At 59.4% G+C, this 14,200-nt stretch carries 4 protein-coding genes (1 of these 4 only partly in view); all 4 read left to right on the top strand.

What is annotated here, in order from left to right:
• On the top strand, positions 1 to 1,251 hold the full coding sequence (locus tag B150_RS0104785; RefSeq protein ID WP_020398755.1) for a hydroxymethylglutaryl-CoA synthase family protein: 1,251 nt from the start codon (positions 1 to 3) through the stop codon (positions 1,249 to 1,251).
• Positions 1,238 to 2,002: an enoyl-CoA hydratase/isomerase family protein gene (locus tag B150_RS22145; RefSeq protein WP_202899757.1), complete on the top strand. Its 765-nt coding sequence runs from the start codon at positions 1,238 to 1,240 to the stop codon at positions 2,000 to 2,002. Before B150_RS0104785 ends, B150_RS22145 begins: the two co-directional genes overlap by 14 nt.
• A gap of 3 nt (positions 2,003 to 2,005) precedes the next feature.
• Complete coding sequence (locus B150_RS0104775; RefSeq protein ID WP_020398753.1) at positions 2,006 to 2,371, top strand: nuclear transport factor 2 family protein; 366 nt, start codon at positions 2,006 to 2,008, stop codon at positions 2,369 to 2,371.
• 213 nt (positions 2,372 to 2,584) lie between these two features.
• On the top strand, positions 2,585 to 14,200 hold the 5' portion of the coding sequence (locus B150_RS23185; protein ID WP_020398752.1) for an SDR family NAD(P)-dependent oxidoreductase. Its footprint extends 7,251 nt past the window's final position; only the first 11,616 of its 18,867 coding nucleotides appear in the window; the start codon lies at positions 2,585 to 2,587; the stop codon falls past the right edge of the window.

The raw sequence follows: 14,200 nt of genomic DNA, 5'->3' as shown, positions 1-14,200 counted from the left end.
GTGTCCGCCACTAACCGTGCCATAGGAATTGAATATCTGAATATATACGGCGGCCGTGCCTATGTGACCGTCGACGATATCTTCGATGCACGCGGGCTCGATAAATCGCGCGCTGCGAACCTGATGATGCGCTCAAAGGCGGTTGGCATGCCCTATGAGGACAGCGTCACCAACGCCGTCAACGCCGCAAAACCTATCATCGACCAGCTTTCAGATAGCGACCGCGATGCCATTGAACTGCTGATCACCGCTTCCGAGTCTGGCTTGGATTTTGGCAAAAGCCTTGCCACGTGGGTGCACAAGTACCTTGGTCTGTCGCCGCGGTGCCGGGTTTTTGAAGTCAAGCAAGCCTGTTATGGCGGCACGGCGGCCCTCCAGATGGCGGCGGGGCACCTGAAGAGCTCGCCAAATCCCAATGCAAAGGCGCTGGTGATCGCCACCGATATGGCACGGCCATCGGTGAAGCTCTCCTACGCGGAGCCGTCACAAGGCGTGGCCGCCGCTGCTGTGCTGGTGGGTTCCGACCCCGTCGTTCTGGATCTAGACCACGGCGCGACAGGCATTCATAGTTTCGAAGTCCTAGATACCTGCAGGCCTGACCCGGATGTGGAGACCGGCGATCCGGACCTTTCGCTGATGAGCTATATGGATTGCCTGAACGGCGCGGTTGCTGACTATATGGCCACCGTTGAGGGCGCTGACTTCAAGGCGAGCTTCGATTATCTTGCCTTCCACACACCATTCGCGGGCATGGTCAAAGGAGCGCACCGCAACCTCCTGCGCCGCACCTACAAGGATAAACCGGCCGATATCGATGCGGACTTTGATGCCCGGGTGACACCCTCACTGGGCTACTGCCAGGCGGTGGGCAACGCGTATTCAGCCACTATCTTTGTCGCACTTGCGAGCCTTATCGACACGGTTGGCGAAGTGGGGCGCGCCTATCGTGTCGGACTGTTTTCCTACGGCTCCGGCTGCTGCTCCGAGTTTTATAGCGGCGTCGTATCAGCGGAAGCCGCCAAACGGCAGGCTGGCTTTGATATTGGTGCACACTTGGCCGCGCGCGCGCAGCTACCTATGGCACAGTACGATCAAATCATCGATCTCAACAAAGCGTGGATCATGGGCGGAACAGGCACCTCGATGGAGTTTGGCGCGGCGCGGGATATTTACGACACCTCGTTTGCGGGATCAGGACTGCTGACCTTCATGGGGTTAAAGGGTTATGAGCGGCAATATGAGTGGGCATGAACAAACAGGCGCGCCTCTCACGCGCCACGATAGCGAGACGATGACCACGCTCATGCTGTCGCATGAAGCACTCAGCGTGGATCTGATGCACGGCCTCAAGGCCGAGATTGAGACACTGCGCGGCTCTGGCAGGCTTCTTGTGCTGCGTGGCAGCAACACCGTTTTCTGCCGCGGCATGGCCGTTGAAACACTAGCGGATTGGCCGAGCAGCGAGAGCACCCGGACACTTCATCAAAGCTTCCAGGACCTGCTTGTCACTATACAGTCCTATGATTCAGCGACGCTGGCGGCTGTTGAAGGGGATGCTTTTGGTGGCGGCGTGGCCCTCGCGGCAGCATGCGATTTCCTCGTTGCTACTGAGACCGCCCGCTTTGCCCTGCCGGAACTCCTGTGGGGGTTGTTGCCCGCAAATGCTGCGCCCTTTGTGGTGGGCCGCATGGGTATCGGCGCTGCCCGGCGCATGGCCCTGTTGACAGAACCGCTTGCGGCTGATCTGGCACATGCGCAAGGCCTCGTGGACTTTGTGGTCCCTTCTGGCGCCAAATTTGATGGCATTATCCGCCGACTTGCCCTCAGGGCGAAACGCCTGCCAGATGGTGCGGTCATCGGCGTGCGGAACCTGTTTCAGAAACTGCAGGAAGATCCTGACTCATACCCTCAATATGCCACCGATATCATGACGAACCTGACAGACGATCCGGTTTTCCGGCAGACTCTTTCGGAAAAATTCAAACAGATAGTGGAGCCCTGACGAATGGCTGACCCATTGAACGTAGCGCCCGATAGCCCCGCCAAGGTTGTGCTGGATGTGTGGGAAGAGATTTTCAACCAGCATAATCTGGAAGCCGCCGACCGTTTGGTCTCGGAAGATTATGCGCAGAACACCGAGGGTGTTCCGGGCGGCCGCGCAGGCTTCAAGGCCGCGTTTTCCATGTATCTGGAGATGTCCCCCGATTTGCGCGTCGAACCCAAATCCATTGTGACAGTGGATGAGGACATCGTCATCATCCGTGGCAAGGTATTCATGGACAACCCACCGCCGGGCTATACATCACCCATTGAGGTTGTGGATATTTTCCGTGTCAGGGACGGAATGATCCAAGAACATTGGGAAGTCTAAGCCCATTGTATTAAAATGCACTTAATGGTATAAAATATACATCTAATAGATGTGTTGTTGTATTCAGGACGTTTTTCACGGTGCGCAACCGGAAAAAAGTTGCCGCGCCAACTGACATTATCTAAGCTACTAATCTGGCTAGGTAAATTATCGCTTCCCAAACATATCAGCTACGAAAACCGCATTGGGTTAGCGACGGGGACGAAATGGGGGATGGCTTCCAGCACTTCCAGTGAGAAGCGCGGCGCCACGAATAAGGCGGCGCTAATCGGGCTGTCCGGCAGGTTCCCGGGAGCGCCGACGGCTGACACCTTGATCGAACGGCTCGAGGCAGGCTACGACGGCATCTCCGAAATCCCGGCAGACCGCTGGGACTGGCAGCAATTCTACAGCGAAAATCGTAAAGTCGCGAACAAGTCGGTCAGCCGATGGCTTGGCGTGGTGGACGACATCAACGCCTTTGATCACGGCTTTTTCGGCATTTCCGCCAAAAATGCCCGCACCATGGACCCCCAGCAGCGCTTGCTACTTGAGGAAGCCTGGCACTGCCTTGAAGATGCAGGCGTCTCCGCCTCGGAACTCGCCGCGGCGCGCACCGGTGTCTATGTAGGCGTCATGGCGACCGATTATCAGCAGGTGCTTTCCGACCCGCGCATGACCGTCGACGCAACCGCATGCCTTGGCACCTACGGCGGCATTCTGGCGAACAGGGTATCACATGAACTCAAGCTCAACGGCCCAAGTGTCACGGTAGACGCCGCCTGTGCTTCATCGCTCATTGCCCTTGACCAAGCCCGCCGCGCCATAGAGGACGGCATCTGTGACTTCGCGCTTGTCGCGGGCGTCAGCCTCAATCTAGACCCCTGGAAATACCTCAGTTTCTCGCGCGCGGGCATGTTGAGCGCGACCGGGCGGTGCCACACGTTTGATGTTTCGGCCGACGGTTATGTGCCGGGCGACGGCATTGTCACCGTGCTGCTTGAGCGCAACGACCTTGCGCGGCGAGAAAGACGCAGGATTTATGCCCTTGTGCAGGGTTCGGCGGTGAACCACTGCGGCGAGACAGGCGGCATCACCCGCCCCTCCAAACAGGCGCAAGCCGATGTGATTTCGCAAGCCCTTGGCGAGGCCGGTTTGGGCGCGCACGAATTGGGGTACTGGGAGGCGCACGGCACCGGCACCTCACTCGGTGATCCGATTGAGGTTGCAGGCCTTGCTGAGGTCTATACCCGCACCAAGCCGCGGTACGCCAAAGCATCCAAAACGCCACGCTACCTTGGCTCGCTCAAAAGCAACATCGGTCACCTTGAAGCGGCGGCTGGCCTTGCCGGCGTCGTCAAGGTAGCGAAGATGATGCAGCGCCGGCGTATCGTACCCACGGTTCAGCTATCCGAACCCAACCCGCTTCTGGACCTGGATGGCGCAAATCTTCACCTTGCACGGGACGCAACCCATTGGTGGCCGCTTGCCAAAGGTGAGCCGCTGCGCGCTGGCGTCAGTTCGTTTGGCATGGGCGGGGCAAACAGTCATGCCATTTTGCAGTCGGCAACCCGGCTGCCGACCCGGATCAAAGGGCCAAGGGCATCAGGCGAAGCATTGCCTTTCCTCCTGTCGGCCGCCAGTCCATCCGCGCTGGCCAACCTGCTGTCCGACTGGCAGGCGTTTACCAATACTGCCGATTTTGAAGCGCTGCCTCTCAAGGATATTTGCGGCACCCTGGCTGTTGGTCGCGAAGCATTGTCCCACCGCTACGTCACATGGGTGAAAACGCACAACGACCTGCGGGAAGCGCTGAAGTCCGCCGATCTCGCTAAAACAGGCCAAGCGTGCCTTGGCTTCTCGCTCCGGAACGAACCCCTCCCTGAGGCTGAGTTCAAAGCGTGGCAGAAGGTCCTGAAGCAGAAGGCAGAGCCTCGGAAACCGGTCATCGAACTTTGGTCTGAGTTACTGGATGCCTTCGCGGTCAAGGGGGCCACTGTGACAGCCTGGTCGCATGCGGCTGCCAACGTTGATGTCCTTGGTTCCAGCCGCCAAATTCTGTCGCCAGTTGACGGGAGCTACTATCCCGCAGTCGCACTGAACGCCGCCTACTTCTCGGAACTGAAAGCCCGCCTGGATGCTGAAGTGCCAGACCAGTTCGCCCCGCTCGTGAAGCGCGGCAAGGTTTTGCTTGGCCATCAGGTGACCTTCGGACGGTTCCTTGATGAATGGGCTGGGGCGTTGGCGCATCACGGGCTACCAACACCCCGCCAGCTTTTGACCGATGGCGATGCCCGCGGTACGCTGCTGCCACTGATCGTACTCGACTGCGTGACGAAACTTGCACTCAAATGGTCGCTGAATGCTACAGCTGAGCTCGACCTCACAGCGCACCGCGAAGTGGTCTCGCTTTTGCAACTTGGGTTGCTGGACCATGCGGCGGCGGTGGCTCTTTTGCTGGACGGTACTTTACCAGTTCTAGGCATGACCGATATCGCGATCAACGATTTGCCTCCCTTGGCAGCGCAATTTTCCAGAGAGACACAAGGCAAGAGCGACCTCGCATCCTGGGCCAGCCTTGAGCGTCCGACCATTGATGTCGTGCCGGTGGAAAGCCCTGCGCTTGACCATGCACTTGAAGCCTTGACAGCGGTGTGGCAGCGCGGTGCAGAGGCCAATTGGTCAGCCCTGTTTCCGAAAGGCAGTTACAAGGTCTGTTCGCTGCCACGCTATCCGTTCGAGAAACACCTGTTTCCGGTGTCAAAAGTGGATTTCCATCTGTCGGATTTCGGCGCGGTGCCCGCAGCAGAAACGGTTCCCGAAGCGCCCGTGACCGACGAGCCTGCCGCCGGGACACGAGCCATTAGTCACGACAGCATTGAAGCGCAGCTGATTGCTGACATCGCCGCCATCACTGAACTGAATGCCCTCGACATCGACACCACACAGAACTTTCTGGAGATGGGTATCGATTCACTTGAGCTGCAGGAATTCACTGACCGGCTAGACAAACAGTTTGTCGGCGTGTCGCAAACGGTACTCTATAATTACACAACCATCGCCGCATTGGCTGAGCATCTCGCGGGCCTTCCGCCCAAGGCGGACTATGCGGTCAAGCCAGCAGCAACGCCACCAGTGCCGAGCCTGAGATCATCCGCCGCGCCCACGCCACGCACTGCGTCGATCACAAATGACGGCGATATCGCCATTGTCGGCATGAGCGGACGGTTCCCGAAAGCACCTGACATCTGGGCATATTGGGACAATCTGGCTGGTAGGCGGGACTGTGTGGTCAAAGGCGGTGCCCCTGTCTGGAGCCGGGCACTGGGCGATGGGCCTAGCGGCCCCCGCAACCGGGACCGCTGGGGCGGTTATATTGAAGGCGTCGACATGTTTGACGCCATGCTGTTCAAGATTGCTCCCAAAGACGCCAATCTGATGGACCCACAGCAGCGCCTGTCCCTTGAATGTGCATGGAGCACGTTGGAGCACGCGGGCTATGGCCACGCGGAGGCGATGCGCGGCGCGTCTGTCGGTGTCTTCTGGGGAAGCATGTGGGGCGAATACAGCCTGTATGCAGCTGAGCAAGGCTATCTGCAGGGCGCTTATGGTGGCCCCGGCGCCATCAACTGGGCGATTGCCAACCGCATCAGCTATTTCTTCGACTTTACGGGACCGAGTCTCATGCTCGATACCGCGTGTTCTTCGTCGCTCACCGCGCTTCATATGGGCTGTCAGGCAATCCGCGCGGGCGACTGCGAAGCCGCGCTTGTGGGCGGCGTAAACCTCTCCCTCCATCCCGCAAAATACGACTATCTCTCTGAAGGCATGTTCCTGAGCGCGGAAGGGAAATGCAGAAGCTTTGGCGATGGTGGTGATGGCTATGTGCCGGGCGAAGGTGTGGGCGCGGTCCTTCTCAAGCCGCTTTCCCAAGCGCTGAGCGATGGCGATCATATTTACGGGGTGGTGAAAGCGAGTGCGGTCAACCATGGCGGCAACGCTGCGGGCTTCACGGCGCCCAACCCACGTGCCCAGCAGGCCCTGATTGAAAAGACACTTACGCGCTCCGGCCTCGAGGCCACCGATATTGGTTTAATAGAATGCCACGGCACCGGTACGGCCCTTGGCGATCCGATCGAGATTGAAGCGCTCACCGCCGCTTATGCGGGCGGTAGCAGCATCCCCATAGGCTCGGTCAAATCCAACATCGGCCACCTTGAAGCTGCCGCAGGTATTGCGGGGCTGATCAAACTGTTGCTTGCATTCGAGCAAGACTGGCGACCTGCATCGCTGCACCACGATCCGGTCAATCGCCGCCTCGATTTCAGTAAAACGCCGTTCCGGCTGCTGTCAGACGGGGAGCCATGGGCGCGGGAAGCGGGCACGGTTCGGCATGCCGCCATCAGCTCTTTTGGCGCAGGCGGCTCCAACGCACATGTCATCCTAAGCGGCCCCGAAGCTGCGCAACCGGCGACCATTGCTGCCAAAGTTCCAAGCCAGGCTGTGTTGAGTGCACGGTCGGAGAAATCCTTGCGCGCGCTCGCGCAACAATTGGCTGACGTGCTTGGCAAGCGGAACGATTGGCAATTCGCCGACGTAGCCCATTCGCTGGCCCGGCGGGCGACAGCCGCGTTCACGGCGGCAATACCGGCAGGAAGTCCGTCCGCGGTTCTTGCCCATCTGCGCGCGATTGCGAGCGGTTCACCGCAACCGACCGCACAGCATACAGATGTTCCGGTGGAAGCCGAACCGCGCCTACTGTCACTCCCACCCACGCCATTTGAGCGGCAGGCCTATTGGATACCAACGGTCACAACGCAGCACCAAAAGCAGGCGTCGCCGTTCCCGCTGCTTCGCCAAGCAGATGCGAACACTGTTGCTATTCACCTTGACGCAAACCAGCCATGCCTCCGCGACCATGAAATCGGCGGCGCGCCGGTGCTGGCAGCCGCCATGGGCATTGAGCTTGCCATAAGGGCACAGCGCATCATCAACCCTGCTGCATCGGCAAATGCGCACTTGAGCAAATTGAGCTGGGCGAAACCGGTTATTGCAAAAGATGCGGCAGAAATAGAACTGACAAGCGCCGGGCCTGACTTCAAACTCCAGGATGCTGGTGGCCCATCCATGCGTGGCTGCTGGAGCGAGGAAAGCGCCCCTTGGCCCAACCTGAACGTCAACCTGAGTAGCGCATCACTCGATATTGAAGCAGAGTACAGGGCGCTGGCTGCCGCTCGCATGAAGTACGGCCCATCGTACCGCACCATCAGCGAAGTGAAGTTCGACGGGCGCTTCATGGAAGCCCGTATCCGCGAAACCGAAGCGTCGAGCTGGACGCATGGCTCCACCTTGTCACCGGTGCTGGTGGATGGTGCGCTGCAGGCGCTGCTTATGGCGCTCAGGTCCAATAATACAGTTATTGCTGCGGTGCCCGTGTCCATCGAGCGGGTGCAATGGCGCGCTTCGCTACCAAACGAGATTCTCGTGCGCGCTCATATCGAACCTGCGGCGATGAAAGAGGTGTTCAAGGCTGACATCCTGCTTTGCGACCCGTCAGGCCCAGCCATTGCCATGCTGGGTGGTGTCATGCTGCGCAGCATTGATCCCCGCACTATGGTTCCGGAAAAAGCGACATCCGAAGCACGGCAACCCATCGCTTACCATAATCTCGTTTGGGCTGACCTTCCGGACGAAGCTGTCACAGACACCACTACCGTGCGCGCAGCGGAAGTACCCCATTGGTTCCAGAAGCTCAGCTCAGCCTTCCCTGTATGGCAAGGCGCGCAGCCAAACGGCGTGACTGAAACACTGATCCTGCCACTGCCTGACCCGGCAGGATCGTCAGCCCCTGAGTATCTGTGGCAAGCCGTCTCGGCTGTGCAAAAACATATCGCCGACGGTGCAAAACGTATTTTGCTCGTAGCGCCCCATGGCCTGCTGAGCGAAGCCGTTGGCGGCATGGTGCGAGCCATCCTCAAGGAACGCCCGACCTTGGAAATGCGGCTTCTGCTCACACTGGGTACGCCCGATGCCGGTGCTATAGCCGCGCAAGCGCGGAAGCGTTGGACAGGAGAGCCGGAAGTTCTGCTTGCAGGCTTGTCAGGCCAGCAGCGCATAGAGGCGCCCGTCCACGTTCCTGACGCACAGCAGTTTGCAGCCCGGGGTGCATGGTTGATCACCGGTGGCCTGGGTAAATTGGGCCTGCTCTTCTGTGAACATCTGGCATCTCTTGGTGCGCGGGAATTCCTGCTTCTTGGCCGCCGGATAACAGACCTGCCTGCGGACACAATGCACCGCATTCAGACCCTTGAGGAGAAGGGCATCGCTGTCACGCTCAAATCGGTCGATGTGGCCGATGAACCGGCGATGGCAGAGCTGCTGACGGAGTTTGGCAAGCCGCTAAATGGCATTGTGCACTGCGCCGGTGTCACCCGCGACAAGCTGTTACTCGGCAAAACAGAACAAGACTGCATGGATGTGGCGCGCGGCAAAGTGGTCGGCGCCGCAGTGCTCGATAGACTAACCAGCGACATGCCGCTTGATGCGTTTATTCTTTTTTCATCCATCGTGTCGGTGCGGGGGAACCTTGGGCAGAGCGACTATGCATACGCCAACCGCGCGCTGGACCTGTTGGCCGAAGAACGCCAGCACCTGGTGAGCGCGGGCAGGCGCAGCGGTATCAGCCTTTCTCTAAACTGGCCGCTTTGGGCAGAAGGCGGCATGAGTGTCGCGGAAGACCGCCTTGACTGGCTGGTGAAAAACCTGCGCTCAGAAGTCCTCTCGACGGAGGCGGGCATCCGAGCGTTTGACGAGGCTCTCTGTGCGCAGGCGGCGCAGGTACTGGTGACGGTACCACTTGCGGATGACATTCAGGAAACCGTGGATGCTGCTGCCAGTGAAAGCATCAACGTAGACGTGCTGAAGCCCCAGTTGCGCGACCATTTGATTGATATTCTCGCTGACGAAACAAATTTTGACCGCGGCCTGCTCGACAGCGCCACCAGCTTTGACAATTACGGTGTCGATTCCGTGATTTCTGTCGCCATCGTCAATCGGCTGGAAAAAGACTGCGGCAAACTATCAAAGGTCCTACTGTTCGAGCATCCGACCATTGATGCCCTGTGCGATTATCTCTGTGCGGAACACAGCGGCGCTGTGAGTAAAATGGTGGCACCGCAAGCTGGCACTGCGCCAGCCATGGCCGAGCGCACCCCACCTGCGCCAAGCAGGCAGAGCCCAACCTTGCACGAAGCCGCGCCAGAGGTGAGTGCCGCACCCTCAAGCTTACCGATACTGGATGATATCGCCATCATCGGCCTCGCTGGCCGGTACCCTGACGCAGAGGATATCGAGACTTTCTGGTCCAACCTCAAGGCCGGGCGGGATGCGACGGGTCCGGTACCAGCCGATCGCTGGCATACCGGCAGCCAGGTGCTTGGGCATAATGGGGAAGGTGCTTTCGGTGCTTTCCTCTCAGACATCGACATGTTCGACCCGCTCGTATTTGGCATTTCGCCAAAAGACGCACGGTTGATGGACCCCCAGACCCGACTGTTTCTAGAGGCGAGCCTGCATGCGCTTGAAGACGCGGGTTATGCTGGACGGGTCAAAGCGCAGAACGTCGGTGTTTATGCCGCTGCGATGTGGAGCCAATACCAGATGGCCGGTACTGGTGTTGCCGAAGGCGCTGTACCCAATTCCTCCTTCGCTGAGATTGCCAACCGCGTATCGCACTGCTTTGGCCTTTTTGGCCCCTCCCTGACTGTCGACACCATGTGTTCGTCGTCGGTGACTGCACTCCACCTTGCCTCTGACGCGCTCCGGACCGGTCAATGCGATATGGCACTTGCCGGCGGAGTGAACCTGTCACTACGCCCGGAGAAATACCGCCAGCTCATTGAAGGCAGCTTCCTGAGCGCAGACGGTAAATGCCGCAGCTTTGGTGATGGTGGTAGCGGCTATGTGCCAGGCGAGGGTGTTGGTGTGGTTGTGCTCAAGCGCCTCCGCGACGCGCGGCAAGACCGGGACCGCATCCTCGCTATCATCAAGGGGAGCGCTCTGAACCACGGCGGCGGCGATGGTGGCTTTACCGTACCGTCACCGGGTGCGCAGGCGCGGGTTATCTCGCAAGCGCTCAAGCGCGCACAAGTGCACGCTGAAGACCTCGGCTACATTGAGACGCACGGTACGGGCACATCGCTTGGCGACCCGATTGAAGTGGCAGGCCTCACCAAAGCTTTTGAGAGCGCGCGAACACGCGCACCGCACAAACGCTGGCCCATCGGCTCGGTAAAAAGCCAGATTGGCCACCTCGAAGCTGCTGCAGGCATGGCTGCACTCACCAAAGTAATTTTGCAATTTGCGCACAAAACCCTCGCTCCGTCCCTGCACGGAGATACTCTGAACCAGAATATCGATTGGGCAGCGGCACCTTTCGACCTCGTGCGGCAGGCCCGGCGCGCCGATGACATAGACACTGTACTGATTTCATCGTTTGGGGCAGGCGGGAGCAACTCGGCCCTTGTGGTCAGCGCAGCGCCCGCAAGCAGCGTGGGTAGGGTTGAGGCCGCGGTTGGCCCCTACCTGTTCCCGCTTTCGGCCCGAACCGAAGCATCTCTGAAGGAAAATGCAACCAACCTCGCGCGGGCACTGCGCGGTGCCAGCCCTGAAAGCAGCGCCATCAACCTTACGGAGCTGATTGCAGAAGTACTTGATGTTGAAGCTGATAGCATTTCCGATGATAGCCTCATTGAGGACCTTGGGCTGGATATGGTCGCGGCCCGCAGGCTGATTGAGCTTCTCGTGGCTCACACCGGGCAGCCAGTGCGCACCCATGATCTTTTTGGCCATCATACAGTTGGTGAGCTCGCGGCGGCCCTTGGGGTGGCACCGGAAAAACCAACGACCCAGCCTGATCTCGCCGCCACAGCATTCACACTTCAGGTCGGGCGCCTACCGCTGCAGAAACGCGCCGTCATCACCGCACACAGCACCGCGGAACTATTGGCAGCGCTTGATGCGCTTGCGGCTGGGGCCACACATCCCGCGCTCATGTCACCTGAAGGCTTCTCACAAAAAAGCCAAATGGCAGAAGACAATGGGCTAGACCCTTCGGCGCTTGCCGCAGCATGGGTCAGTGGTGCGCGCGTAGATTGGCTGCGTCTCTACAGGGCTGGCACACCGCGCCCCGTTGCATTGCCAGGCTATGCATTCGATAGAAAATCCTATTGGTTTGAAGCGAATACGGCTCAGCATACTGGAGCCGCGCCCGTCGCAACGGCGCCCTTTGTTGCAACCAGTACGCCCGCGCTTGCCGCGCCTGATGACTGGAAGCAGAGGGCACGCGGTTTCACACCATCGGTGGTCGACCTGACATTTGACGGCGGCATCGCGCTTGTTCGCATGCGCTCGAAGGCCCGCAACATGTTTGACGACGAACTGACACTTTCGCTCATTGCCACGTTTGAGAAAATTGCAGCTCATCCGGACGCGCGGGTGGTCGTGCTTGCCGGAACAAGCGAAGTCTTTTCCATGGGTGGCACCCCGGAAATGCTGAAAGCCATCGCGGCAGGTACTGCCAACTTTACCGATGTACCTTTCTATTTCCGTGGCCTTGGCGAATTTCCGCTGCCCGTGATCGCAGCGATGGAGGGCCACGCCTATGGCGGCGGGCTGCTGTTCGGGCTTTATAGCGATATTCCGATTCTTGCGCGCGAGTCGCTCTACTCCGCCGTTTTCGCGGATTACGGGTTTTCGCCCGGCATGGGTGCGACACAGCTGCTGCCGGAACGTTTCGGCACGACACTCGCGACCGAGATGATGTACAGCGCACGCGCCCTGAGCGGCGCGGAACTGGAGCGGCGCGGCGTTTCTGTCAAAATTGCTGACAAAGCATCGGTGCTCGGCGAAGCGATGCAACTTGCGCGCTCGCTCGCTCAAAAGCCCAAGGTCACGCTGGAGACCATGAAACGCGGCTTTGTGGAGGCGCGGCTTGCGACCCTGCCGCAGACCATTGCCGCCGAAGTTGCGATGCACGCCAAAACCTTCACCCAGAAGGAAGTACGCGAGCGACTGGATACCCTGTTCAAAGACCCTATGGTCACGACAAGCGCAGCAGTCACGCGCCAGGAGCCAAAACGGGTTAGTGAGCCAGTCAAGATCAGCGCGGCACCAGCGCAACCGGCGCATCCAACCAAGGTTACTCTCCGCCCGGTCTGGGGGGGGCAAAATACGTCCGCGGGCACAACGCAAACACTCGCCACCATTCGCGAAGCGCTGGCTCGTATCCTGATGACCGAGACGGACGAGATCGACAATGAAACCACCTTCCTTGATCACGGCCTTGATTCCATTGGTGCGACCGAACTGATCCGGGATTTGAACGCAAGCCTTGCAGCAAACTGCGAGGCAGCGAGCCTCTATGATTATCCGACGCCCGCACTGCTTGCCGGACTTTATGCACAGGAAGGTAGTTCAGTCGCGCCAACCAGGATCGCAACCCCGGCACAGGTTGCGGAGAAAGTACGGTTGCGCCCGCTTGATGCCGCGCGAGCTCACCCCGCCTTAAATATCAAGGCAACACCGGATGCGGGCGAACCAACCCTTCCACCAGCACCGGCACGGTCAGCTAGCCTGCCGAAGGGTGATGTGTTGGCGGATATCGCTGCAACAGTATGCAGGCTACTGCAGATGGACCGAGAGGACCTTGATGTTCATGAACCCCTCATGGACCAGGGACTGGATTCCATCGGCGGTGTGGAACTGGTTCGTGAGATTAATGGGCGCTGGCAATGTGGCCTGGAAGCCGCTGACCTGTATGACTATGCAACCATCGCGGCGCTCAGTGAGTATGTTAGCCAGAATACGGCGGCACATGTTGCCGTGGCCGCAGAGCCTGCCACCGCCGCAGCAGAGGAAACGCCACAAACCGCCGCCCCTGCCGAAGAGCAGCCCGCCCAAAGCGTAAGCGCTGAGAAAATTGCGATAATCGGCATGGCATGCCGTTATCCTGGCGCTGACGATCATATAGCGTTCTGGCGCAACATTATGGCAGGTGCCGACTTCGTTGACACCGTACCTGCTGACCGGTGGGACGCAGATGCCTTCTATGACGCTGACCCGGAAGCGGAAAACAAGTCCGTCACCAAAACTGGCGGCTTCCTGTCGGACATCAAACGTTTCGACGCTGATTTCTTCAAGATATCGCCACTGGAAGCGCGCGCGATGGACCCGCAGGCGCGCATCACGCTTGAGGAGTGCTGGCATGCGCTTGAAGACGCGGGGCTTGCACCGGAGAAGCTCAAGGGCGTGTCCTGTGGGCTATTCCTTGGCGCCGCCAACGGCGACTATGAAGACCTGCTCGCAAACGCGGAGGAAAGCTGGACAGCCGAAGCATTCACCGGCCTGTCGCCCGCTGTTCTTGCCGCACGTATTGCCTACCTGCTTGACCTCGTTGGCCCCGCTGTATCCATTGATACGGCCTGCTCGTCCTCGCTTGTGGCGGTGCATCAGGCGCGCCGTGCGATCCTTGGCGGCGACTGCGACATGGCAATCGCGGGTGGCGTGATCATTACCGCCACGCCCAAACTGATGGTCAAAAGCTCGAAGGCGGGCATGCTGAGCCCAACCGGGCGCTGTCGCCCTTTCTCCTCGGATGCAGACGGTATCGCGCTTGCGGAGGGTGTTGGCCTTGTTGTGCTCAAGCGGTTGGACGCGGCGCTGCGAGACGGCGACCCGATCCATGCCATTATCGAAGCAAGCGGGGTCAACCAGGATGGCCGCACGAACGGGATCACAGCGCCGAGCGCAAAATCCCAGGCTACGCTAATCCGCAAGGTTCAGACGGAGGCT

It is taken from the genome of Kordiimonas gwangyangensis DSM 19435 = JCM 12864, assembly GCF_000375545.1.
GTDB lineage: Bacteria > Pseudomonadota > Alphaproteobacteria > Sphingomonadales > Kordiimonadaceae > Kordiimonas > Kordiimonas gwangyangensis.
This window is presented reverse-complemented; position numbering and strand designations above follow the sequence as displayed.

Bases quoted from the DNA above. Each gene is read 5' to 3' on its own strand.
- B150_RS22145 (WP_202899757.1), top strand. From the start codon at position 1,238: ATGAGTGGGCATGAACAAACAGGCGCGCCTCTCACGCGCCACGATAGC.
- B150_RS0104775 (WP_020398753.1), top strand. From the start codon at position 2,006: ATGGCTGACCCATTGAACGTAGCGCCCGATAGCCCCGCCAAGGTTGTG.